The following is a 22,285-nucleotide window of genomic DNA, read 5'->3' as shown; positions in this document are numbered from 1 at the left end:
GGCAAATTACCTTGCGGCCATGCCCGATTTTCGCCTCCGCGTTTTCCAGGCCGTGGCCCGGCACCTGAGTTTCACCAAAGCCGCCCAGGAGCTGTGCATCACCCAGCCGGCCGTCACCAAGCACATCCGGGAGCTGGAGCGCAGCTACGATCAACGCCTGTTCGAGCGGCGCGGCAACCGCGTCAGCCTCACCGAAGCGGGCCAGCTGCTGGTTCGCTACGCCGAGCAGGTGCACGAGCTGCACCACCAACTAGCCGAGCAGCTGCACACCCTGCACGACACCACCGCCGGCCGTTTGCGCCTCGGGGCCAGCTCTACTTTGGCGCAGTACGTTATTCCCGGCATCCTGCCCGGCTTTCAGGCCCGGCATCCGCGCGTCGAGCTGACCATGCTTATCGGCAACTCCGAGCAGGTGGCCGAAGCCCTGCTTAGTGGACAGATTGACCTGGGTTTCGTGGAAGGCCAGATCAAAAACCGCGACCTGCACTACGAATTTCTGCTCGACGATGAGCTAGTGGCCGTGCGTCGCGCTACCGCTGCCAGGCCGCCTGCACAGCCCTTGCCCCTGAGCGAAGTACTGCAGCACCCCCTGGTGCTGCGCGAGCGGGGCTCCGGCACGCTGGAAGTGCTGGAGCTAGCCCTGCGCGCCCACGGCGTGCGTCTGGCGCAGTGCCGGGTGGCCATTTACCTCGACAACACCGAGGGCATCAAATCCTACCTCGAAGCCGCTCCTGACTGCATGGGCTTCGTCTCTATCCGCGCCCTGACGCAGGAGCTGGTCGGCAATCAGCTGGAAATAGTGCCGATTGCGGGCTTGCAGCTCGCCCGGCACTTCGAAGCCGTGTGGCTGCAGGGCCAGCCGCTGATTCGGGCTGCCCAGCAGTTCCTGCGCTACGCCCACTCCCAATTCGACTCCGCAACCCATAACCAGAAGTAATACGCAATAAATATTATTGATAACCACGCCGGTAGGGGAGGACGTACCTTTGAGGGCTTTTTCCCTTCCCACCATGAAGCTTACCTCCACCTACTCGCCGGCCGAAGAAGACTGTAGAAGCACCGTCTCGTTTTGGCAGCGGTCCTTTAGTCTCGGCCACTACCGCGTCAGCTTCCAGATGCTGGCTTTTGCATTGGCCATAGTATTTTGCCTCACACCCTGGGGCTCCCCGCCGCTGGCCCTGGCCCTCGGGCTGGTCGTGGCCCTACTGATTGGCAACCCCTTCCCGACCCAAAGCAAGCAATACACCAGTAAGCTGCTGCAGTGGTCCGTGGTGGGCCTGGGCTTCGGCATGAATGCCCATACGGCCCTGCAAGCCGGCCGCGAAGGCTTCTTGTTCTCGGTAGCTTCTATCCTCGGTACGCTCACGCTAGGCTACTTCGTGGGACGCTGGCTGGGCATCACCCGCAAAACCTCGCACCTCATTGCTAGCGGCACTGCCATCTGCGGCGGCTCGGCCATTGCGGCCGTGGGGCCCGTCGTAAAGGCCTCCGATGAGGAAATGTCCGTGGCCTTGGGTACGGTTTTCGTGCTCAATGCCGTGGCGCTGTTCCTATTTCCTGTCATCGGCGAGCTGCTGAGTCTGTCGCAAAACCAGTTCGGTCTTTGGGCTGCCATTGCCATCCACGACACCAGCTCGGTGGTGGGCGCCGCCAGCCACTACGGCGACGAAGCCCTGCAGGTAGCTACCACCGTCAAGCTAGCCCGCGCCCTCTGGATTATCCCGGTGGCGCTGCTCACCGCCGTTATTTTTAAAACGCCGGGAGCGAAAGTCAAGCTGCCTTACTTCATCTTCGGCTTCGTAGGAGCCATGTTGCTCGTCAGCTACGTGCCCGTGTTGCAGCCCGTCGGCCCCTGGATGGTGAAGCTGGCCAAAGTAGGCATGACACTCACGCTGTTTCTCATCGGGGCGGGGCTCTCTACGCGGGTGCTAAAAGCCGTGGGGCCGCGGCCCTTCCTGCAGGGCGTACTGCTGTGGGTCGTTATTTCAGCCGCCTCGCTGTGGGTGATTCTGCATACGGTGGCGTAAACCACCGGCGCCCTTTGCTTCTGACACAAGGAACGTCCACGGCCTCTTGCCGTGGACTTTTTGTTGCTCCGCGGTTGTTATCAGCCTTTGTCTTCAACCCACTGATTGCCACCGAAGCCGTACCTTCGCCGGCCCGATATGAAGCTACCCGCGTTCCAAGACCTCATCATTTTCGAGAACGAGGATTACCTCGTCATCAACAAACCGCCGTTTCTGGCCACGCTCGACGAGCGGGTAGGAGGGGCGCCCAACATCCTGCGCCTCGCCCGCCAGCACTACGACGACATCCAGGCCTGCCACCGCCTCGACAAGGAAACCAGCGGCGCCCTGGCCCTGTCCAAGAACCCCGAGGCCTACCGCAACCTAGCCATGCAGTTCGAGGACCGGCAGGTGAAAAAAGTGTACCACGCCGTTGGTTGGGGCGTGCACCAGTTCGACGGTCTTCGCGTGGAGCGCAACATCGAAACCACCACCAAGGGCAAGGCCCGCCTGGCACCCGGCGGCAAGCACGCCGAAACCCTCGTCCGGACCCTCGAAACCTACACCCGCCACACCTTATTTGAGTGCCTGCCCGTCACTGGCCGCATGCACCAGATCCGCCTACACCTGATGTACCTCCAGGCGCCCATCGTAGGTGACAAGACGTACGGCGGCGAGGATTTCTACCTCTCCACCATCAAGCGCAAGTTCAACATGAAGCAGGGTGAAGAGGAGCAGCCCTTCATCAAGCGCTTTGCCCTGCACGCCCGCCAGCTCACCTTCGCCGGCCTCGACGGCGAGCCGATCAGCGTAGAAGCCGAATACCCTAAGGACTTCCGCGTGCTCGTCGATACGCTGCGCCAGTACAGCTAAGGACTGTAAGCAGAACGTCATTCCAAGCGGAGTCGACGCACCCCACGTGCTGGTAGCTGATAGTAAATCCAAAGAGAAATTGCTATCCGGCTAAACACGCCAGATGCGTCGACTCCGCTTGGAATGACGTTCCATTTTATGCTTTACAAACTGTTGCTGAGTTATTCTTGGCGCAGTCTTTCCGCACTTTATTAGTCTACTGCTTTGCTTCTCAAGCAAAAAGCACTAATTTTGTGTCCGTTTTTCCCGGACCCTTTCTTCTTTCTTGGGGTTTCGGGCTGAATCGTAAATACTTACCCAACCCACAAGAAACTGATCCATGGATCATCTGAGCTTTAAGACGCGCTCGGTAAACAAAGCCTCGGCCGAAAAGGCCTGGGTTGTTGTTGATGCCAGCGACAACACGCTCGGGCGAGTGGCCAGCCAGATTGCCAACATTCTGCGCGGCAAGCACAAGCCCTCGTTCACGCCCAACTCCGATTGCGGCGACTACGTCATCGTCATCAACGCCGACAAACTGCGCGTGACCGGCAAAAAGTTGACGGACAAGATCTACCTGCGCCACACGGGCTACCCCGGCGGTCAGCGTAGCATCAACCTGCGCGACAAGAAGGCCAAGAACTCGGCCTCGGTAATCGAGCACGCCGTGAAAGGCATGCTGCAGGGCAACCGCCTCGGTGCCGCCCAGTACCGCAACCTGTTCGTGTACGCCGGTGCCGAGCACCCGCACGAAGCCCAGCAGCCGACCACGGTTTCGCTGACCAACCTGTAAAAAACGCTGCGGCCTTAGCGGGCCTGCGGTTCATTGATTCGTCAACTCATGGAAATCACCAACACCTCTGGTAGAAGAAAAACCTCGGTGGCTCGCGTGTATGTGCAAGCCGGGCAAGGGAATATCACTATCAACGACCGGGAAGCGAAGGCGTACTTCGGTAACGACCTCCTGGTAACCATCGTCAACCAGCCCTTCACCACGCTCGATGCCGTGGGTAAGTACGACGTGCAAGTAAACGTGCGCGGCGGAGGCATCAGCGCCCAGGCCGAAGCAATTCGCCTGGCCATTTCGAAGGCCTTGGTTGAAGAAAACGCCGAGACCCGTCCGGCCCTCAAGAAGGAAGGCTTCCTGACCCGCGACCCCCGCATGGTGGAGCGCAAGAAGCCGGGCCGCCGCAAGGCTCGTCGTTCGTTCCAGTTCTCGAAACGCTAATCTTCCAGAGGAACTCCTATCATGGCTCAGTCCGTAACCTATAAAGACCTGCTGGATGCTGGTGCCCACTTTGGTCACCTCACCCGTAAGTGGGACCCGAAAATGGCGCCGTACATCTTCATGGAGAAGAACGGCATCCATATCATCGACCTGAACAAGACCCTGGCGTCGCTGGAGCAGGCCACCTCGGCCATCCGCAACATCGCCAAGTCGGGCCGTAAAGTAATGTTCGTAGCCACGAAGAAGCAGGCTCAGGAAATCGTTTCGGATGAAGCGAAGCGCCTGAAAATGCCCTACGTGACCGACCGTTGGCTGGGTGGCATGCTCACCAACTTCGCGACCGTTCGCAAGTCGCTGAAGAAAATGAGCACCATCGACAAGATGGTAAAAGAGAACACCGCCTACGCTGCACTGGCTAAGCGCGAGAAGCTCATGATGAACCGCGAGCGTGAGAAGCTGGAGCGTGTACTGGGTGGCATCGCCGACCTGAGCCGCCTGCCCGCCGCTCTGTTCGTGGTGGACGTGAAGCGTGAGCACATTGCCGTGAAAGAAGCTCAGAAACTGGGCATCCCGGTATTCGCCATCGTCGACACCAACTCCAACCCCGAGCTGGTAGACTTCCCGATTCCGGCCAACGACGACGCCTCGAAGTCGGTTTCCCTGATCATCAACGCCATCGGCAAAGCCATCGAAGAAGGCCTGTCGGAGCGTAAGGTGGACAAAGAGGACGCTGACCGCAAGCAGGCTGACGAAGAAGCCATCCAGGAAAAGCAGAACGCCGACGAATAGTCCCGCACTGCCCCTGATTTGAGAGGAGGGAACATTCGAAGCAAAGGGCTCCGGTGTTCCCTTCTTTTTTAAAGCTGCGGCTAGCCAGAATGACCCTATAGAACGTCATTCCGAACGAAACCGAGAAATCTCGCCTGGTAGTATTCTTCTCGTTGTACGATGAGTTTACTTCTCAATGTCAGCACGCGAGATGTCTCGACAAGCTCGACATGACGTGCAGATGTCGTTAGCCGCAGTTATCCACGAGAAATCCACATCAACCTCTCCCAATTTTCACCGCTATGGCAATTACCGCCCAAGACGTGAACAAGCTGCGCGCCATGACCGGCGCCGGTATGATGGACTGCAAAAAAGCACTGACCGAAGCCAATGGTGACTTCGAGCAGGCTAAAGACATTCTACGCAAGCAGGGCCAGAAAATTGCCGACAAGCGTTCAGACAACGCTACTTCGGAAGGTGTAGTACTGGCTAGCGTGAGCGAAGACGGCACCACCGGTAAACTGGTGGCCTTGGCCTGCGAAACCGAGCCCGTTGCTAAAGTGGCTGACTTCAAAGCCTTGGCTCAACTGGTTATCGGCTCGGCTGTGAAAACCAACGCCGGTACCAAGGAAGACCTGCTGGCTGCTACGCAGGAAGACGGCCGCTCGCTGCAGGAGCACATCACCGACCTGATGGGCAAAATCGGCGAGAAAATCGATGTGGTAGCTTACGAGACGCTGACCGCTGAGAAAGTGGCTTCGTACATCCACAGCGACAACAAGAAGGGCGTACTGGTGGGCCTGAAGAACACCAATGGCACCGACGTAGCCGGCGTAGGCCGCGACGTAGCTATGCAGATCGTAGCTATGCGCCCCGTAGCCGTTGACAAAGACGGTGTGGACTCGGCTACCGTAGAGCGTGAAATTGAAATCGGCAAAGAGCAGGCTCGCGCTGAAGGCAAGCCGGAAGCTATGCTGGAGAAGATTGCTCAAGGCAAGCTGAACAAGTTCTACAAAGAAAATACCCTGCTGAACCAGGAGTTCGTGAAGGACAGCTCGGTAACTATTGCTCAGCTGCTCGACAAGACGTCAAAAGGTATGACGGTAACCGATTTTAAGCGCGTTGCTATTGGCGCGTAAGCGTTAAGAATTTAAGTAGAAAAGCCCGCTGGTATTATACCGGCGGGCTTTTTTATTGCCATTTGCTACAACTATATCATAACAGGAACGTATCACCCTTCCCAGCGAATTCGTAGGATGTCCTACTATACCGGGTGCAGAACAAGTATGAACTAATACTTATTTTTTAATTATTGATTTGTAACATAACAATATTGTTTTATCTTGCTATGTCTCAAAAAGGGAAAGTCTATTCAACAAGCAAAATGCTTCCTTCACCCAGCATTCTATCTAGTTCGCCGAATTTCCATCTAGTCGGCAATTATATATGTGTTGAATACGGCTTGTAAAGCCCAATTTTGTTCTTCCGCTCCTCCATCGGCTTCTTGCCATTGCAACACCATAACGTTTTCCCAAAATGAAACTAAGTGCTACGCCATTTCACCCCGCCACGGGTGAACTGCTTCCTGCCTACCGAGACGCTTATCTGCGCGGGGACCTATCCAGCCAAAATACCGAGCTGGTAGACGCTTATCTGAAAGCCAACAAAGGATTGGCCGATGAGACGCTTCAGCGCTTTTACGACCTGAAAAAAGCTGGCCACAGCGTGAAGCCGGTGGGCTGGGTACAACGCCAGTTTGACCTGGTGCGCACCGAGCCGGAACGCTTCCGTCGCCGGGCTGCCTCCCTGGTAGTAGGTGGGGCTTTGATTGGTGGGGCCGTATTTGCCGGCACCAATCTGCCTTCGACCAACACGCCGCTGGAAAATGAGCCGGTGCTGGCCGAAGCCGCCAACCTCGCTCCCGAAGCCAGCGCGATGCGCATGGTATCCGTGCGCGGCCGCATCCTTGACGAAAACGGCCGTCCGCTGGTGGGTGCTACCGTGCTGCACAAGGGTACCCGCATGGGCGTAAGCACCGATGCTACGGGTAGCTACACGCTGCGCGTGCCGGCTGGCCAGGCCAATACGCTGCAGTACGCCTATGCTGGCTACGCCGAAGAAGAACTGAAGGTGCGCGGCGGTACCGAAAACGTAACGCTGGTGCCGCGCGCCAAAGAAGAGCGCGTGACCCCGAAAAAACGCTGGTTGTTCTTTTAGTAGCGACAGGTGAGCCAGGCGGTGTACCCGATACGCAAGAAGCTGGTGTGCCGCCTCACGCTACCCAAGTCTACTCGACGCTCCTCCGCACTGCGGGGAGCGTCGACGAAGCCAGCCCCTGCTTAGACACCCGCCTCCTGCCGAATAACCACCCATGAGACTTCCTTTTCTGCACAAACCTGTTGTGAAGAAAATTACGGGAGACGCACTAGGCATTGAGCGCCACAAGGCCGATACGGTCATCAATAGCTTACTGCGGGAATTGCCCGAACTTGTAGCTGCCGCAGTAGTCGACGTCAAATCCAGTAAGACGCTCGCTGCCTATACCGCCCAGGTCAGCTTCGATCCTTACAAACTCAGCATCCGCAACGCGGAGCTCATCCGCCAGACCCAGAAAAACCTCACGTCGCCGTGGCTAGCCGGACAGCAGCTTAACGACTTGGTGGTGATTCTCGATGAGCAATTGCATTGCCTGCGCACCACGGCCAATGGCCAATGGCTTTGTTACGTAGCCGTTCATCTCGCCGATACCAACATGGCAATGGTGCGGGATGTGATGCGCCGGGCAGCCAACTAATCTCCCTTCAGCCTTTTCAACTCTACTCTTTTTTCCCTCCACCATTATCATGGCCTCTTCCATCACCCCGCAGCAAGCCGTTCAGAATATCCTGGCCGAGCTGCCCTCGCTCGTAGCCGTTGCCATCGTGGAAACGGAAACCGGCATGCCGCTGGCTCACCACTCCAACCTGGCTTCGTTCGACGCTGAAACGGCCGCTGCTTACAACACGGAAGTCATCAAGCAAAAGCTGAAGGCCATCAAGGCCCTGAAGCTGGACCAGACGGTACAGGACATCCTGCTCACGCTGACCGACCAGCTGCACCTGCTCAAGCTCTCGCCCACTGGCGACAAGTTTATCTACCTGGCTGTGAAATCGGCTGACACCAACCTGGCCGTAGCCCGCCAGGTGCTGAAAGGCCAGACGGCCGTGCTCAACTAAGCAATCAGCTTCAATAGTAAAAGGCCCGCGGACAGACGTCTGCGGGCCTTTTTTGTATTTAATTCCACCGGAAGGCGTCAGGGGTTCTGGCGCTGCCAAGCCTGTACGCGCGCCACAGCGTTGCGGCGGATACTCAGGTAGTAGAGGCCATAATCGACGAGGTGAAAGGAGCGGCGCAGCTCCGCTTGGCCCGGCAGTAATAGGCGCACGTAGCCCAACGGCTTTCCGGGCGGATGCACCCAGACCAAGCCGTTATGAACCTTCGCGTCGGCCAGTTGGGGGTCGACGTGGTTAAATTCTATGGGCACGCTGCCACGGTTGAGTTTCGCCGGGGCCGTTGCGGTATCGGTGGTCCAGGTAAGCGGGTTCACGACGGCAGCTTCGGCGTAGGGGGCATAATCGTAACCCCATTCGGCGACGTTCCAGCTAAGGTAGCAGCCCGTCTGCAGCGAATCGGCGCAGGGCCGCAGAGTACGGTAGGACCTGGGGGGTGACTTTTAAGCCAACGAGATAAGCCGCGACGAGGCGTTTGCGCAGCGACGAGTCCTGGTCGAAGAATTCACGCAGCAGGCGCTGGGCGTGGTAGGTTCCTTGGCTATGCCCGGCCAGAATAATGGGCCGGTTATGGTTGTAGTGCTGCAGAAAGTAGATGAAGGCCGCGCGCACATCGGAGTAAGCCAGCGCCAGGGCCTGGTGGCTGTTGGCCGTGCTGTCGAAGAACGAGTACAGCGTAGCCTGGCGGTAACGCGGGGCGTACACCCGCGCGGCCGCATTGAACACCGAAGCCTGGGGCCGGACGCTGAACTGATCGGTCAGACGGTTAATCAGCGGGTTGGTGATGCTCGCGTTCCAACCATACGGAGTTACGCGGGTAGTCATGTGCACGAAGAATACGTCAGCAGCGGCCGTGGCTTGCTGGTCGCGCAGGCCCGAGTGGCGCGGTACCGCGTCAGCCGAATCTTTTAGCGTGGGCAGGGCCGACCAGCTTTCAGGGCGGCTGTAGTCGGGGGCAGGGGGCAGGGTGTAGTGCTCGTAGCTGCGCACCGGGCTCAGCACCTTGATGCACCCACCCAACGCAAATAGCCCCAGCAGCCAGCACCAGTGGTGCCAGCAGCCGGGGCCAAAGCTGAATAATTTACTGCTGATCGGCGGGCGGCGTGCCATCGGTAGCCGGCGGGGTAGTGGGAGCGGCCGGCTTGGGTGCGTCGGTAAACGAGTTCTGCAGCAGGCGTTCCTGGCGGAAATACGTCAGCTGGCCGTTGCGGTCGAAGCGGGCCCGTACCTGCGCCAGCGTCTGCTGGTACTGGTTCAGGGTCTTGCGCAACGACCGGCCACGCTCCTGGTAAGTCACCGTGACAGAACCATCTTCGGCCGGCTGGCTGATCTGTAGCGTGGCCGGGTCGAAGCTTATTTTGGCCTCCGTAAATTCGGGAAAGTGCGTGCGGTTCAGCTCGGCCTCGATGGCCGCCGGCGTCGTGTTCTGCAGGGAGTAGAAGCGCTCCACCTGCGGCGCGAAGTATTGGCTGGCCGTGAAAGGAGCCGTCTGCAGGTCGCTGTACAACGCCGTCAGGGTGCGTTGCACGCGGGCGCGGGTGGCTGCTTCAGCTGCGGCCGCATCGGCGGCCGAGGTGCCGGCCGCGGTGTCCGTCGGCAGCGTAGCAGCTGGCACATTGGGCTGCACGCGCACGGTTTCGGGCGCTGCCACCGGGGGAAGGGTGAGCTGTTCGGCCTGGGGCCCTTCTTCGATGGGCGTGGCCGTGGTATCGGCTGCCGTGATGGAGCTGCTCGTCAGGCGCTCGGAGTTGCGGTTGCCGAGTACGAGGTAGCCCACTACCGCCAGCAGTAGCACGATGCCGCCGATGATGAGCACGGTGGCCAGTGGCGACTTGGGCTGCGGCTCTTCCTCTGGCCCGTCCAGGTCGGCAACTGGCGGGGCCGGCCGGAAATAGTCGGGGGACGTTGGGGGCGCAGCGGTAGTATACACCGGTTCGGTTTCGACCATGAGCGGCAGCAGCGGGTCCTCCACCGGCGCCGACACCACGTGAGATTCCGGCGCGGGCGGCACCAGCGGGGTAGGCGGTACGGGCGGCGCGGCTACCGGCGCGGTGGGCGGCGGCACCAGAGGAGGCACGGTTGAGCTGGCGGCAGCTCCAGCAGGGGTGGAGGGTGCGTCCGGGAACAGCAGTTTCTGCTTCAGCGCGTTGAACTCCTGCTGCGTGATGGTACCCGCGTCGAGCCATTCTTTTAGCTGACGCAGGGTTTCGAGGGGCGACGAGTCGTTTTTGTCCATGGCGGATCGGTGGCCTGCGGTTCAGGCTACTTACGTTCGAGGGCGGAAAGCCGGTCACGGCGGCGCTGCACCAATATTTTGCGGCGCTCGGTTTCGGTGGCGTTTTGCACCAGCTTTTGCTGGTCTTCCTTGATTTTGGCGCTGTGCAGCTTGTTCTGCTCGTGCAGCTGCTGGATTTTGGCCAGGTTGCTGACGGTGTCGGCGGCCAGGGTTTTGATTTCCTTGTCGAGCCGGGTTTTTTCCCTTTCGGCGTCGGCTACCTGCTTTTCGGCGGCAGCCACTTCCAGCTTGTAATGGCGCGGGCGGTACTCTTTGGCGTAGTTCTGCACAATGGAGCGCAGCGCCGCAAACTCCGACGGGGTACGGTCGGGGTCAATCCAAGTGGTGCCGTTGTCGAAGGCGGCGAATACCTGCACCTCGGCGGTGCTGTCGCTGGGCGCTACCACGTTGGTGTAAAGGTCCAGCAGCTTGCCCGAAACGCTGGACACCGGCGTCTGCTTGGCCAGCATCACGTCCTTGTTGCCGCCAATGCCCAGCACCCCGCCGGATTTGATTTTGATGTTGTAGCTGTCCTTCAGGAACTGCTGCCAGAAGTCGCGCGCCTCTTTGGCGCTGCCTTCTACCTGCACTTTCAGGGCGGGCCGCTCGCGTTTGTCCACGTTCACGGTGCTGGTGCGCACGTCGTACACCTGCGCCGCAGCCGAGCCACCGGCCAGCAGCAGCAGCCCGAGCAGGCCTGCCCGGCAGAGAAAAGTGGTCATGACGAAAAAGGGAATGGAGTGAGAGAATCAGCCAAGCTACACCAAATCGTGGCGTTCGAGTGCGGCCCCGAAATCGGCGCGCATATCGGCAAAACGCCGGAGCACCGCAGCCACAAACGCTTCGTCGAGCACCTGGGGCAGTTCCGCGTCGCCGCCCAGCAGGTCCAGCTCGCTCACCTTGTAGGTTTGTTCGAATGGGCCCTGCTCGCACTTGAGCAGGTACTTGCCGTTCCACGCCAGCAGCGTGAGTTTCATGTCGGGGTGGGGAATGTGGGCTACGTGGCGCATGGGCAGCGGGATTTGGCTCGGCGAAGATACCAACCGCCTCAGGAATCGGGCCAGCCGCCGCGGAACCTCGGCTCGGGCGCTGCGTACACCTGCTTGTTGCCGCGCTCCTTTCACAACCAAACGCTCTGTCATCATGCCACAAGGAGATAAGTCCAAGTACACGGACAAGCAGAAACGCCAAGCCGAACACATCGAAGAAGGCTACGAAAAGCGCGGCCTGTCGGAAGACGAAGCCGAACGCCGCGCCTGGGCCACCGTCAACAAGCACGACGGCGGCGGCAAAAAGCCCGGCGGCTCCGGCCGCAAATCAAGCTAGCTTAACTTGCTTCATAATAGCAAAACGGCCTTCGCGCAGAGCGGAGGCCGTTTTTTTATTCCTGGTCGTGAGGCTCGGGCGTGGGGGCTAAGGGTAGTTGCCGCGCCTTGGGCAGCTTGAATTCAAGCGTGGTGCCCTGCCCGGCCCCGCTGCGCACCCGGATGGTAGATTTGTGCGCCTCCACGATGTGTTTGCTGATAGCCAGGCCGAGGCCCGAGCCGCCGGCGTCGCGGGAGCGGCTTTTGTCGATGCGGTAAAACCGCTCGAAGATGCGCCGCTGGTGCTCCTCGGCAATGCCTTCGCCGTCGTCATGCACGGCTATGCGGATGGATTTGCCGCTTTCGTGCAGCGTCACGGTGATGTTGCCCTGCTCGCGGCCGTACTTGATGGCGTTGTCGATGAGGTTGATGAGCACTTGCCGGATGCGGTTGCGGTCGGCCAGTACCGGCACGCCTTCCCGGGGCAGGTTGGCGGGCCGTAGGTGCAGGGTCATCTGCCGCTTGCTGGCTTTCTGCTCCAGGTGGTCGAAGATTTCGCGCACCAGCAGCACCAGGTCGAAGGTCTGCCGGCGCATGCGCACCACGCCTTTTTCCAGCTGCGAAATCGTTACCAGGTCCTGCACCAGCGCGTCCAGCGCATCCAGCGCCGAGGCGGCCTTGAGCAGAAACTTCTCCCGGATAAATACCTCGTCCTCGCCCGCGTCGAGCACGGTATACACGAAGCCTTGGGCGGCGAAAATGGGCGTTTTCAGCTCGTGCGACACGTCAGCCAGGAAGTCGGAACGTAGCTGCTGCAGGCGGCGCAGCTCGTCGATTTCCTGCTGGCGCCGCACGGCCATGTCGAGGATTTCCTCGCGCATGCGCTTGAGCGGCTCGGGCCGAAACAGAAACTTGTTGGAGAGCTTGCGGAATTCCTTGCGCTTGACGTGCTCCAGGCCGGAGTAGATGTTGTTTACTTCCCGGAACATCAGCGCCTCAAACGCGAGGTACACCAGCAGGAAGCACGCCGCAATGGTGATGCCCCCGGCCAGCACGGCCTGCTGAAAGGGCAAACGGGGTACCATGGTGGTGTACGCTACCAGCACGCCCGCCACCAGCAGAGCGATGATGACGGCAATAGCGCGCGACGACAGGTGCAAGCGGAACACGAAGGGCAGCGGTGACTCGTTGGCCGAAAACGCGGCACGTGCCGCCGGCTTGCGCACGACGCGGGCAACGGCCGAACGCCACAGCTCGGCCACGGAACGGCTGGTTTTCACCGTAAAGGTCGCTGTTAAATGGCTAAATGATCAAGTGGTTAAATGGCTGGTCATTCTGGGGGTGAACGACCAGCCATTTAACCACACAGCCATTCGCCCATTCCTAATTATCCGCGTTGAACTTGTAGCCCACGCCCTTGATGGTCTGGATGTGGTGCTCACCCACTTTCTCGCGCACTTTGCGCACGTGCACGTCCACGGTGCGGGCCAGCACGAACACGTCGTTGCCCCAGATGTTCTGCAGCAGCTCGTCGCGGCCAAACACCTTGTGGGGCGAGGCGGCCAGGAAAGCCAGCAGCTCAAACTCTTTCTTGGGCAGCGTGATTTTGCGGCCGTCCTGGTACACGGCGAAGCCTGTGCGGTCGATGCGCAGGCCGTTGATGTCGATGACGTCGGAAAGGGGAGCGGCGGGCTCCAGGTCGCGGCGCACCACGGCGGCGAGGCGGCTCATCAGGGCGCGGGGCTTGATGGGCTTGCTCAGGTAGTCGTCGGCACCGGCGTCGAAGGCAGCCACTTCCGAAAACTCCTCCGAGCGGGCCGTCAGAAACAGGATGTAGGTATCCTTGAAGCGCGGCATGGCGCGCAGCTCGCGGCAGGCGGCAATGCCGTCGAGGTGGGGCATCATCACATCGAGCAGGATGATATCGGGGCCGAATTGCGGGGCTACCTCCAGCGCCTTGCGCCCGTCGGAAGCCGTGGCCACCTCGTAGCCTTCCTTGCGCAGGTTGTATTCGAGCAGCTCCACGATGTCCGGGTCGTCATCGACAACCAAAATCTTGTAGGGCGTGGAAGCGGAAGCGGCAGGATGTTGCACGGCGAAAGCGACTTAGGTGAGCAAAGACACGCGTTGCGCCACAAAAATACCGCCTTATGCCCCAGCGTTGGTGTTACCTTTTTGTGAACCAGCCCGATCGGTAGCCCTAGCAGTCATTGCGCGGACGCAGAACATTCCGTGCATCAAACGGCGTCAATCTTTCCCAAGCAGCACCGCCCCAATACCTGCCAACCGAAAACGGCACCGCCCGAAACCTGAGTTACTGGTTTCGGGCGGTGCTGCGAGTAGGGTCGACACATTGTACAGGACCGATTGCTTGACTACGTCGACCTCCGGTTCGCGTTGCTCGCGACGACAGCCGGTGCGGCCGTTAGTTGTTCTTGGCTACCAGCGCCAGCTTATTCTTCAGACCGCTGCACTTGTACATGTCTATCTTCACCGAGCCCACGAACATTTCGGCTTCGAAGAGCACGGGAATCTTGTTGCGGTCATCGGAGAGGTACACCGAAATGGCGTCTTCGCCCCGGAATAGCTTATTTTTTGGCATGCGCGGGGTCAGGCGAATAGCGCGAATAACGCCGGCCTTGGTTTCCACGTTCTGCCGGCCCATGTACTTCACCGTCATGTCGAACACCTCGTCGTCGAAGAAGCCCTGTACTTTGATCTGCTCACCTACCCGGCGGTTGGAGTAGTCGAGGGTGCGCAGGAAATAGAAGCCGCTCACCAGGTCCTGCACGTTGTCGGGCACCTTAAACGAGGCGTGCTTCACGTCGTTCTTGTTTTTCTTGTGCGACTCCACGGCCACCATGTTCTTGTAGTGGTCGAAGTCGACGGTTTCGCGCTTGCGGTAGTTGTTCTCCTCGATGTTGCGGAAAAAGCGTTGGGGCAGGATGCTCGTGGTGTCGATGTAGGAGCGCCAGGTGTCGCGCACCTTCAGGAACATATCGAACGAGCCGGTGGTGCGGCCCGTCACGGTGGCTTTGTAGCAGGGCCGGTCGTTTACCTTGTGCAGGTCGTCCGATACTTCGATGGTAGCTTCGGCTGCGTTGATCAGGCCGTAGTGCACCTTGTACTGCATGACTTCGCCCCGCTGGAAGCTGTCGTTGCGTACGATGCGGGGCGCTTCATTCGGCGCGAAGGCCATCAGACCCGCGCTGAGCACAACCGGAAGGGAAAAAAGGGGCCAGAAGCGACGGTTCATGTAAGCGAGTAATCAATACTGGTCAAGAGGCGGTTGGCGTTACGCAAAGGAGGTGCCAAGCAAATATACCAAGGCTACCTGCCGGATGAAAGGCTTATACGGCGTTTGCAGGCCGCGCAGATTAACGGAAAGGTATATAGTTGTAGTTCTGCTTAATGAGGAAATAATATGCCGGTCTGCCCGCCGCCTTAGCCAACGACATACACCATAATATCTTTCCGATGCAGCACCAAGGAATTGCAGCGCCGGCGGAGCTACAAGATACCATCCAGGGTTTTTGGTACGCCCGCCTAGACATTGGGCAGTTGCCGGCCGGTTTTGAGATAGTGCCGGATGGCTTTGCCGAAATTATTTTTCACTTCGGCAGCTCCTGCCGCATTGCCGTCAGCGCCAGTTTGCAGCCCTTGCCCTCCCCGTTTTTGATGGGGCTGCTCAATCAGCCGGTGCACCTGCACGGCGAAAGCCACCTAGAAGTTATCGGTATCAAGTGCTTTCCCTGGACGGTGTTTGAGCTGCTCGGTTTGCCGGCGGCCAGTGGCGGCGTGCGCGTCTTCACGCATCCTATGGCCGGGCTGCAACCGCTTTTGGCGGAGCTGGTCCGGGCGGGTCGGATAGCAGAAGCGCTGGCGCAGGTAAAGCAATACTTCCTGGATGCCCGGCGCGGGGTAGCCACCGACAGCACCCTGGCCAAAGCGGGCGGCGCGATGCGCGCCGCGGGCGGCACCTTGCCGGTCAGCGAGGTAGCGGCGGCCGCGCACGCCACGGTGCGCACCCTGGAACGAAAGTTCAAGCAGGCCGCCGGCCACACGGTAAAGGATGTGGCTAGTCTGATGCGCTTTGAGCAGGTCCGCAACCGCTTGTGGCACGATGCAAAGGTCAACCTGGCCGGCTTGGCGCACGAGTTGGGCTACACCGATCAGTCCCACCTAAGCCGGGAGTTCAAGCGCTACAGTGGCACGACCCCCGCAGCCTTTGCGCGCAAGGCCGAGCAGCGGAAGCAGGCGGTCAGTGGCGAGATTGTCGCGTTTGTACAATCCTAGCGCGGGCGCCGGCCGGAGCTTTGTGGCTCAATCCTGCGACATGAAAGCGACACTAGCCAGCCCGGACTCCGCATCCACTCAACCTATTTACGACGTTATCATTGCTGGCGCCGGGCCGGTCGGGCTGTTCCTCGCCTGCGAGCTGGCCCTGCGCCACTGCCGCGTCTTGGTGCTTGAGAAGGCCGACAGCCTACACGCGCCCTTGAAGCAGCTCCCGTTCGGTCTACGGGGCCTAAACGCACTTTCGGTGGAGGCGCTGTATCGCCGGGGCTTGCAGTCAGAGCTGCAGGTGTCCCAACGCCTGAAAGCGCCCCATTTCTCCGCTACTGCCCCGCAAGGACAGCGGCCCCAGGTAGGCGGGCACTTCGCCGGCATTCAATTTCCCAGCGAGAAGATTGACCCCGCGCAGTGGCCGTACCGTCTGCCCGGCGCTACCGAGGTGCAGTTGTTGTCCGAACTGGAAGAGCTCGAAACGGTACTGGCCCGCCGCGCAGCCGGCCTGGGCGTAGCTATCAGGCGCGGGTTGGCCCTGACGGACTTCCAGCAAACCACAAACGGCGTGATGGTGCAAGCCGGAAACCAGACTCTTCAGGGCATGTGGCTGGTGGGCTGCGACGGTAGCCGCAGCGAAGTGCGCAAGATGGGTGGGTTCGACTTTGTCGGTACCGAGCCCGAATTCACCGGCTACACGGCTCTGGTTGATATCGTGGAGCCGGAGAAGCTCAAGCCCGGCCGCAACGTGACGCCAACCGGCATGTACCTCCAGTCCCAGCCGGGCTATTTGATTCTGCAGGATTTTGATGGTGGAGCCTTCCATCAGTCGCAGAAGCCCGTGACGCAGGAGCACTTCCAGCAGCTGCTACGCCGCATTTCGGGTACCGACGTTACCATCACGGCCTTGCATATCGCCACTACCTGGACGGACCGCGCCCGCCAAGCCACCGACTACCGCCGCGGCCGGGTGCTACTCGCCGGCGACGCCGCCCACATTCATTCGCCGCTCGGGGGACAGGGGCTCAATCTGGGCCTCGGCGACGCGCTAAATCTGGGCTGGAAGCTGGCTGCCATCATCCATGAGCAGGCGCCGGAAGGCTTGCTGGACAGCTACCAGACCGAACGCCACCCGATCGGAGCACAGGTATTGGATTGGTCCCGCGCTCAGGTGGCCATCATGGAGCCGCGGCCTCAGGCGCAAGCGCTACGGGCCCTTATCAGCGACCTGATGAACACCCGTGACGGGGCTACCTACTTTGCCGGGCGGGTGTGGGGCGTGACGACCCACTATGACCTGGGCGGCAAGCACCCGCTGGTCGGCCGCAGCGCCCCCAACTTCGCCTTCGAAGACGGCACGACACTGGGCGAGCATATGCACGACGGCCGCGGCATCCTGCTGGACTTCGACCAGAACGCCGACTGGCAAGCGTTGGCCCGTGCATACGGCGACCAACTCAAGTACCTTTCGGGTCGGGCAAAAGAGCCATTGGGCCTGAGCACGCTGCTGATTCGCCCGGATGGTTTCGTGGCCTGGGCTTCGGATAATGGCGCAGACACCAGCGAATGTCAACGGGCGGCTGCTCGTTGGTTTGGGCAGCGTTCGGTGGTAGAAGCCAAGCCGTAGGCAAAGGCCAAAGCTTTGCTCAACCCCCAAACAAAAAGCCCGCTGCACCTCTGTGCAGCGGGCTTTTTGCAAGTAGCGGGAATCGACTTACAGCGTGTCTTCGCCGTCCTCAGGGCCGCTCATGTCCACCGGAATGGCGGCTTCGAGGGCTTCGGGTTCCCCCTTGGCCATGGCCCGTACTTTAGCTTCGATTTCGTCGGCCAGCTCAGGGTTGTCCTGCAGGATGGTCTTGACGCCTTCGCGGCCCTGGCCGAGGCGGTTGCCGTTGTAGGAGAACCAGGAGCCCGACTTGGCGATGATGCCCATGTCGGTAGCCAGGTCGAGGATTTCGCCGACTTTGCTGATGCCTTCGCCGTAGATGATGTCAAACTCGACCACCTTGAAGGGCGGCGCGACTTTGTTTTTCACCACCTTCACCTTGGTACGGTTACCGGTCACGTTGTCTTTGTCTTCCTTGATCTGGCCGATGCGGCGGATATCGAGGCGGACGGAAGCGTAGAATTTCAGCGCGTTACCACCCGTGGTGGTTTCGGGCGAGCCGAACATTACGCCGATTTTCTCGCGTAGCTGGTTGATGAAAATGCACAAGCAGCCGGTCTTGTTGATGGTACCGGTGAGCTTACGCAGGGCCTGCGACATGAGGCGGGCGTGCAGACCCACTTTCGAGTCGCCCATGTCGCCTTCCAGTTCGCCTTTCGGCACCAGGGCGGCCACGGAGTCAATTACGCAGATGTCGATGGCACCCGACGAAATCAGCTGGTCGGCGATTTCGAGGGCTTGTTCGCCGTTGTCGGGCTGCGAGATAAGCAGGTTTTCGGTGTCGATGCCGAGCTTCTGGGCGTAGATCGGGTCGAAGGCGTGCTCGGCGTCGATGAACGCGGCAATGCCGCCCTTCTTCTGGGCTTCGGCAATGGCGTGCATGGTCAGCGTGGTTTTACCCGACGATTCAGGACCGTAAATCTCGACGATACGGCCCTTGGGCAGGCCGCCAATACCGAGGGCAATGTCCAAACCGAGCGAACCGGTGCTAATGGCGGCAATGTCGCCAATTTTGTTGTCGCTCAGCTTCATGACGGTGCCCTTGCCGTAGGCCTTGTCGAGCTTGTCCATCGTGAGCTGGAGCGCCTTCAGTTTCTCGGCGTTCTGGTTCACCGTTTTGTCAGTGGTAGCAGCCATGTTGTGCGTGCGTTGGGGAGATATGATGTAGGTTTGGAAGTCGCTTGGAGGCGATGCGGCCGGCGCCGAAACTAGTACGGGTAAAACCGCGCTAGCGTCCGTTACAGGCAGCTTTTTCTAACACAGCCGACCCGCGTTTTGTGCCAACTGAGCGATAAATATATGAGAAAATCTTTGCTAAAACTATTAGTAGCTGGTCTTCTGATTTTTACAAGCTCGTTAGCACAGGCGCAGCTCAATAACCAAACGTTTATAGCTCCGGCTCCCGGCGCGGCCCATACCCAAATTATCAAAAAATCGATTCCTATTGACGGGGACGAGAAGCAGCGGACGGACACTACTTACGTTGGCGGAGCGCCTTGGACAGCCCAAGCAACGGTCCAAGCTGGCGACTTGCGACTGCACCTAGACGCCTTCACCTTCTTCAAGGACAACGAGTATTTCAACAAGATAATCGAAGGCTACACGCTATTCGGCACGCAGCTGCACCCGAAGCTGGTGTATTACCCCACGGCCAAGTTGAGGCTGGAAGCCGGCGTATTCCTGTGGCAGGACTTCGGCAAGGGCCGGCTGCAGCAGGCGCGGCCGACCTTCACGGCCCGTTACCGCAGCGGGGCGCACGAAGTGGTGCTGGGCAACATCCGCGGGCACCTGAATCATGGCTACATCGAGCCGTTGTTCAACTTCGAGCGGGTGATTCTGAAGCGGGTGGAGGAGGGGCTGCAGTACCGCTACCTCGGCAACCGAGTGCAGCTGGACACCTGGGTGGACTGGCTGCGGCAGCAGTACCGCTACAGCAACTACCAGGAGCAGATTGCGGGCGGCTTCAGCAGCAACTTTCGCCTCACCGGCGACAATAGCCCACTGACGGTGTCCATCCCCGTGCAGTTTACCGCCACCCACAACGGTGGGCAGATCGACACGCTGGATCGGCCCTTGCAGACCTTGTTCAACGGGGCCGCGGGCGTGTACGTGAGCAAGGACAACGTCGGGCCCTTCAGCCGCCTGCACCTGCAGGCTTACGGACTGGGCTTCAAGGACCGCTCCTTCGAGTACCAGCTGCCGTACCACCAAGGCACGGCCCTGTACCTGAACGCCGGCGCCGATACCCGCTGGCTCAATGTGCTGGTGAGCTACTGGCACGGGCACAAGTTCGTGGCTCCCTTGGGCGGCGACCTGTACCAGAGCGTCTCGCGCAGCGTGGGCAACCCTACCTATCGGGAGGCTACCAGGCAGCTGCTGTTCGTGCGCCTGATGCGCGATTTTTCGCTGGGCGAGGCGGCGGCCATTACCGTGCGCCTGGAGCCGGTGTACGACTTCCGGGCCGGGAGCACCGAGTTTTCGGCCGGGGTGTATTTGAATTTTCGGCAGGAGTGGTTGCTGGGCAACGTGGGGAAGCGGGCGCGCTGGGCGCAGTAACAGTGCTTAGGTAGCTAGGCATGCCAGCGGAAACACAACGTTTTTAGGCCGCTCAGTAGTCCTACCTGCCCGGAAACAATGGTTTCTGGACAGGTAGGAACTCCCATGAGGGCAAAAACAATGGTTTCTGTGCTCATGGGAGTTCCTATCGAAGCAAAAACAATGGTTTCTGAGCCCATAGGAATTCCTGCCAAGGCAAAAACAATGGTTTCCGGGCAAGTAGGAGTTCCTATGGGCTCAGAAACCATTGTTTTTGCTCTGCTGATAACTCATACCTGCTCGGCAGCTGCCTTGGGCAGCCACTAGCCAACTTTGGCAAAGGGAATGGGCCGCCCAAGGGCCGCCGTTACTTTAGCTGCGGCGCAGCGCGTAGTGCCAGATGCCGGGCTCGTCGGCGCCGTCGCGGCGGAAGCCCAGGGCTTCGGCGGTGGCTTGGCTGCGCACGTTTTCGGGGCGGCAGCGCAGGGTGAGGCGGCGGGCCTCAAGGTCAGCAAAGGCGTACTGCACCACGGCTCCGAGGGCTTCGCGGGCGTAGCCGTAGCCTTCGGCCGCGGCGGCTAGGTAGTAGCCGATTTCGCCGGCGCGGATGCGCGGGGCATCGGGCTGCAGGCTGATGTCGCCGAGGTACTGGCCCGTCTCGGCGTGCCAGATGCCCCACACCAGCAGGCGGCGCTGGCGCCATTGCTCGCCAAAGGTGCGCAGGGCCTGCTCGGCATCGGCGTAGGAGCGCACGGCGGCCACGCGCCGCGGAAAAGCGGGCTCCAACCGGGGGGCCTCGGCGTGCAACAGGGCGTAAAAATCGGGCGTGTCCGTCAGCCGGTAAGGCCGCAGCAGCAGGCGGGCAGTGCGGAGGGTAGCAGGCGCAAGAGTAGGCAACAAGGACATGGCAGGCGTTTCCCCACACGAAAGGCGGACGAAAACGGTTGCGTCACCAGACAGCAGAGCGGACAAATCAGCGGAATGAACCCGAAGCCCGAAGTTGACAGACGCCGGCCGGGGGTAGGTGAGGAGCCGATTAACCGTGAGCAGCCAGCTTTTCACCGCTCGGCCGGTAACCCCGGGCTGGGCCGGCCGTTAGCAAGGAGCACCGCCCGCCGCGGCGCGGGCCATCTACCCACACCAAAACACCCTAGTATGAATCGTTTAGCAGGCAAAGTGGCCATCGTAACCGGTGGTGGCGCCGGCATCGGCGAAGCCATCAGCAAGAAGTTTGCCCGGGAGGGCGCCGCCGTGGTCGTGTGTGGCTTCCCCGAAGACCCCGTCGAGCAGGTAGTGGCGGAAATTCAGCAGGCGGGCGGCCGCGCCATTGCCCACACCGGCGACATATCGCAGCAGGAAGAAGCCGAAGCCTGCGTGCGTATGGCCGTGAAGGAATTCGGCCAGCTGGATATCCTCATCAACAACGCGGGCGTGTTTCCGGCCACCGGCACCATCGATAAGTATCCAGTGGAGGCGTTTCAGTACATGATCAAAAACAACATCTATTCCTGCTTCATGATGACGCGGGCCGCCATTCCGGAGCTGCAGAAAACGCGCGGCAATATCGTGTCGGCCGGCTCGGAAGCGGGGTGGATGGGCATTCCCGAAAACACGCCCTACGGCGGTACCAAGGGCTTTATCCATGCCTTCATGAAGGGCGTGGCAGTGGAGCAGGCCAAGGAAGGGGTACGCGCTAACTGTGTGTGCCCCGGCCCGGTAGATACGGCCTGGACGCACAAGGAAACCGGGCCGATGTCGGGCAAGATGGAAAAGCAGACGGTGGAAGGCACCCCGATGGGGCGGCGCGGCACACCCGAGGAAATTGCCAACGTGTACCTGTTCCTGGCCTCCGAGGAAGCCAGCTTCGTGACGGGCGCCCTCTTCTTTGCCGACGGCGGCGTAACCAACTCCAAGGGCCCGCACGGCGCCGAAGTGCCCAGCGACCTGAAAAAAGAGCCCAAGGGGGAGCTAGACCTCAAACACGCCCTCGACGGCCACGCCGAAATCCGCAAGCAGGACGAGTGGAAGCATTTGGGGTAGGGCAACCCTGATGCTGCAGCAAGCCCAACGTGCCCCGACGCAGTGCATGCGTCGG

General features: G+C 60.3%; 25 protein-coding genes. 15 read left to right on the top strand and 10 right to left on the bottom strand.

Translation table 11 applies throughout. The annotated features are described in order from the left end of the window. Positions 1-19 precede the first annotated feature (19 nt). The 10 genes from B0919_RS15080 (at position 20) to B0919_RS15035 (ending at position 8,069) form a co-directional block, all read left to right on the top strand. On the top strand, positions 20-937 hold the full coding sequence (locus B0919_RS15080) for a LysR substrate-binding domain-containing protein (protein ID WP_078013114.1): 918 nt from the start codon (positions 20-22) through the stop codon (positions 935-937). Between the two features lie 73 nt (positions 938-1,010). Continuing rightward, entirely contained in the window at positions 1,011-2,027 is a 1,017-nt protein-coding gene (locus B0919_RS15075; RefSeq protein ID WP_078013113.1) for a YeiH family protein, read from the top strand. 138 nt (positions 2,028-2,165) lie between these two features. Then, positions 2,166-2,879: an RluA family pseudouridine synthase gene (locus B0919_RS15070; RefSeq protein ID WP_078013112.1), complete on the top strand. Its 714-nt coding sequence runs from the start codon at positions 2,166-2,168 to the stop codon at positions 2,877-2,879. Positions 2,880-3,198: 319 nt separating this feature from the next. After that, the gene (gene rplM, locus B0919_RS15065) at positions 3,199-3,651 is read left to right on the top strand and encodes a 50S ribosomal protein L13 (protein WP_078013111.1); all 453 of its coding nucleotides are present in this window, start codon (positions 3,199-3,201) and stop codon (positions 3,649-3,651) included. Between the two features lie 48 nt (positions 3,652-3,699). Further along, positions 3,700-4,086 (top strand): 30S ribosomal protein S9, encoded by a 387-nt coding sequence (gene rpsI / locus B0919_RS15060; protein ID WP_078013110.1) that lies wholly within the window; start codon positions 3,700-3,702, stop codon positions 4,084-4,086. 21 nt (positions 4,087-4,107) lie between these two features. Then, the gene (rpsB, locus tag B0919_RS15055; protein WP_078013109.1) at positions 4,108-4,875 is read left to right on the top strand and encodes a 30S ribosomal protein S2; all 768 of its coding nucleotides are present in this window, start codon (positions 4,108-4,110) and stop codon (positions 4,873-4,875) included. 281 nt (positions 4,876-5,156) lie between these two features. Continuing rightward, positions 5,157-5,993, top strand: coding sequence for a translation elongation factor Ts (gene tsf / locus B0919_RS15050; RefSeq protein WP_078013108.1), 837 nt, complete (start codon positions 5,157-5,159; stop codon positions 5,991-5,993). Positions 5,994-6,390: 397 nt separating this feature from the next. Further along, positions 6,391-7,071: a carboxypeptidase-like regulatory domain-containing protein gene (locus tag B0919_RS15045; RefSeq protein WP_078013107.1), complete on the top strand. Its 681-nt coding sequence runs from the start codon at positions 6,391-6,393 to the stop codon at positions 7,069-7,071. 154 nt (positions 7,072-7,225) lie between these two features. After that, complete coding sequence (locus tag B0919_RS15040; RefSeq protein WP_139362153.1) at positions 7,226-7,648, top strand: hypothetical protein; 423 nt, start codon at positions 7,226-7,228, stop codon at positions 7,646-7,648. Positions 7,649-7,697: 49 nt separating this feature from the next. Continuing rightward, positions 7,698-8,069 carry a hypothetical protein gene (locus tag B0919_RS15035; RefSeq protein WP_078013105.1) on the top strand — a complete coding sequence of 124 codons (372 nt, stop codon included), beginning with the start codon at positions 7,698-7,700 and terminating at the stop codon, positions 8,067-8,069. 77 nt (positions 8,070-8,146) lie between these two features. On the opposite strand, the gene B0919_RS15030 is transcribed toward B0919_RS15035, so the two are convergent. The 5 genes from B0919_RS15030 to B0919_RS15010 are packed head-to-tail and all read right to left on the bottom strand — an operon-like array spanning position 8,147 to position 11,408. Next, the gene (locus B0919_RS15030; protein WP_078013104.1) at positions 8,147-8,440 is read right to left on the bottom strand and encodes a hypothetical protein; all 294 of its coding nucleotides are present in this window, start codon (positions 8,438-8,440) and stop codon (positions 8,147-8,149) included. A gap of 55 nt (positions 8,441-8,495) precedes the next feature. Further along, the gene (locus B0919_RS15025) at positions 8,496-9,233 is read right to left on the bottom strand and encodes a DUF3089 domain-containing protein (RefSeq protein ID WP_078013103.1); all 738 of its coding nucleotides are present in this window, start codon (positions 9,231-9,233) and stop codon (positions 8,496-8,498) included. Continuing rightward, complete coding sequence (locus B0919_RS15020; protein ID WP_078013102.1) at positions 9,205-10,359, bottom strand: SHOCT domain-containing protein; 1,155 nt, start codon at positions 10,357-10,359, stop codon at positions 9,205-9,207. Before B0919_RS15020 ends, B0919_RS15025 begins: the two co-directional genes overlap by 29 nt. A gap of 26 nt (positions 10,360-10,385) precedes the next feature. Next, positions 10,386-11,120: a hypothetical protein gene (locus tag B0919_RS15015; protein WP_078013101.1), complete on the bottom strand. Its 735-nt coding sequence runs from the start codon at positions 11,118-11,120 to the stop codon at positions 10,386-10,388. A gap of 36 nt (positions 11,121-11,156) precedes the next feature. After that, positions 11,157-11,408 (bottom strand): hypothetical protein, encoded by a 252-nt coding sequence (locus B0919_RS15010; RefSeq protein ID WP_078013100.1) that lies wholly within the window; start codon positions 11,406-11,408, stop codon positions 11,157-11,159. 133 nt (positions 11,409-11,541) lie between these two features. Here B0919_RS15010 and B0919_RS15005 point away from each other — a divergent pair, with 133 nt between their 5' ends. Beyond that, positions 11,542-11,724 (top strand): hypothetical protein, encoded by a 183-nt coding sequence (locus tag B0919_RS15005; RefSeq protein WP_078013099.1) that lies wholly within the window; start codon positions 11,542-11,544, stop codon positions 11,722-11,724. A gap of 55 nt (positions 11,725-11,779) precedes the next feature. On the opposite strand, the gene B0919_RS15000 is transcribed toward B0919_RS15005, so the two are convergent. The 3 genes from B0919_RS15000 to B0919_RS14990 form a co-directional block, all read right to left on the bottom strand. Beyond that, entirely contained in the window at positions 11,780-12,982 is a 1,203-nt protein-coding gene (locus tag B0919_RS15000) for a sensor histidine kinase (RefSeq protein ID WP_254846589.1), read from the bottom strand. A gap of 103 nt (positions 12,983-13,085) precedes the next feature. Next, positions 13,086-13,796: a response regulator transcription factor gene (locus B0919_RS14995; RefSeq protein ID WP_078013098.1), complete on the bottom strand. Its 711-nt coding sequence runs from the start codon at positions 13,794-13,796 to the stop codon at positions 13,086-13,088. Positions 13,797-14,127: 331 nt separating this feature from the next. Continuing rightward, positions 14,128-14,919, bottom strand: a complete 792-nt coding sequence (locus tag B0919_RS14990) for a DUF3108 domain-containing protein (RefSeq protein WP_254846588.1) — start codon at positions 14,917-14,919, stop codon at positions 14,128-14,130. A 260-nt stretch (positions 14,920-15,179) separates the two neighbouring features. Between B0919_RS14990 and B0919_RS14985 the strand changes: the two genes are divergently transcribed. Together B0919_RS14985 and B0919_RS14980 are read left to right on the top strand one after the other, a co-directional pair. Then, positions 15,180-15,998 (top strand): AraC family transcriptional regulator, encoded by an 819-nt coding sequence (locus B0919_RS14985; protein ID WP_078013096.1) that lies wholly within the window; start codon positions 15,180-15,182, stop codon positions 15,996-15,998. Positions 15,999-16,038: 40 nt separating this feature from the next. Then, on the top strand, positions 16,039-17,616 hold the full coding sequence (locus tag B0919_RS14980; RefSeq protein WP_078013095.1) for an FAD-dependent oxidoreductase: 1,578 nt from the start codon (positions 16,039-16,041) through the stop codon (positions 17,614-17,616). Between the two features lie 87 nt (positions 17,617-17,703). Here the strand turns inward: B0919_RS14980 and recA are convergent, their stop codons facing one another. After that, positions 17,704-18,792 (bottom strand): recombinase RecA, encoded by a 1,089-nt coding sequence (gene recA / locus B0919_RS14975; protein WP_176133062.1) that lies wholly within the window; start codon positions 18,790-18,792, stop codon positions 17,704-17,706. A gap of 393 nt (positions 18,793-19,185) precedes the next feature. On the opposite strand from recA, the gene B0919_RS14970 reads away from it, so the two are divergent. After that, on the top strand, positions 19,186-20,211 hold the full coding sequence (locus B0919_RS14970) for a hypothetical protein (RefSeq protein WP_078013094.1): 1,026 nt from the start codon (positions 19,186-19,188) through the stop codon (positions 20,209-20,211). A gap of 351 nt (positions 20,212-20,562) precedes the next feature. Here B0919_RS14970 and B0919_RS14965 read toward each other — a convergent pair whose 3' ends face one another. Then, positions 20,563-21,096 (bottom strand): GNAT family N-acetyltransferase, encoded by a 534-nt coding sequence (locus B0919_RS14965; RefSeq protein WP_078013093.1) that lies wholly within the window; start codon positions 21,094-21,096, stop codon positions 20,563-20,565. A gap of 249 nt (positions 21,097-21,345) precedes the next feature. On the opposite strand from B0919_RS14965, the gene B0919_RS14960 reads away from it, so the two are divergent. Further along, positions 21,346-22,230 carry an SDR family NAD(P)-dependent oxidoreductase gene (locus B0919_RS14960; RefSeq protein WP_078013092.1) on the top strand — a complete coding sequence of 295 codons (885 nt, stop codon included), beginning with the start codon at positions 21,346-21,348 and terminating at the stop codon, positions 22,228-22,230. Positions 22,231-22,285: the final 55 nt, after the last annotated feature.

It is taken from the genome of Hymenobacter sp. CRA2 (genome assembly GCF_002007105.1).
Lineage (GTDB): Bacteria > Bacteroidota > Bacteroidia > Cytophagales > Hymenobacteraceae > Solirubrum.
This window is presented reverse-complemented; position numbering and strand designations above follow the sequence as displayed.

Coding starts and splice junctions, on each gene's coding strand:
- B0919_RS14960 (WP_078013092.1), top strand. CDS start 21,346: ATGAATCGTTTAGCAGGCAAAGTGGCCATCGTAACCGGTGGTGGCGCC.
- B0919_RS14980 (WP_078013095.1), top strand. CDS start 16,039: ATGAAAGCGACACTAGCCAGCCCGGACTCCGCATCCACTCAACCTATT.
- B0919_RS14965 (WP_078013093.1), bottom strand. CDS start 21,096: ATGTCCTTGTTGCCTACTCTTGCGCCTGCTACCCTCCGCACTGCCCGC.
- rplM (WP_078013111.1), top strand. CDS start 3,199: ATGGATCATCTGAGCTTTAAGACGCGCTCGGTAAACAAAGCCTCGGCC.
- rpsB (WP_078013109.1), top strand. CDS start 4,108: ATGGCTCAGTCCGTAACCTATAAAGACCTGCTGGATGCTGGTGCCCAC.
- B0919_RS15005 (WP_078013099.1), top strand. CDS start 11,542: ATGCCACAAGGAGATAAGTCCAAGTACACGGACAAGCAGAAACGCCAA.
- B0919_RS15010 (WP_078013100.1), bottom strand. CDS start 11,408: ATGCGCCACGTAGCCCACATTCCCCACCCCGACATGAAACTCACGCTG.
- B0919_RS14985 (WP_078013096.1), top strand. CDS start 15,180: ATGCAGCACCAAGGAATTGCAGCGCCGGCGGAGCTACAAGATACCATC.
- tsf (WP_078013108.1), top strand. CDS start 5,157: ATGGCAATTACCGCCCAAGACGTGAACAAGCTGCGCGCCATGACCGGC.
- B0919_RS15040 (WP_139362153.1), top strand. CDS start 7,226: ATGAGACTTCCTTTTCTGCACAAACCTGTTGTGAAGAAAATTACGGGA.
- B0919_RS15045 (WP_078013107.1), top strand. CDS start 6,391: ATGAAACTAAGTGCTACGCCATTTCACCCCGCCACGGGTGAACTGCTT.
- B0919_RS15015 (WP_078013101.1), bottom strand. CDS start 11,120: ATGACCACTTTTCTCTGCCGGGCAGGCCTGCTCGGGCTGCTGCTGCTG.
- B0919_RS15075 (WP_078013113.1), top strand. CDS start 1,011: ATGAAGCTTACCTCCACCTACTCGCCGGCCGAAGAAGACTGTAGAAGC.
- rpsI (WP_078013110.1), top strand. CDS start 3,700: ATGGAAATCACCAACACCTCTGGTAGAAGAAAAACCTCGGTGGCTCGC.
- B0919_RS15070 (WP_078013112.1), top strand. CDS start 2,166: ATGAAGCTACCCGCGTTCCAAGACCTCATCATTTTCGAGAACGAGGAT.
- B0919_RS15020 (WP_078013102.1), bottom strand. CDS start 10,359: ATGGACAAAAACGACTCGTCGCCCCTCGAAACCCTGCGTCAGCTAAAA.
- B0919_RS15025 (WP_078013103.1), bottom strand. CDS start 9,233: ATGGCACGCCGCCCGCCGATCAGCAGTAAATTATTCAGCTTTGGCCCC.
- recA (WP_176133062.1), bottom strand. CDS start 18,792: ATGGCTGCTACCACTGACAAAACGGTGAACCAGAACGCCGAGAAACTG.
- B0919_RS15035 (WP_078013105.1), top strand. CDS start 7,698: ATGGCCTCTTCCATCACCCCGCAGCAAGCCGTTCAGAATATCCTGGCC.
- B0919_RS15080 (WP_078013114.1), top strand. CDS start 20: ATGCCCGATTTTCGCCTCCGCGTTTTCCAGGCCGTGGCCCGGCACCTG.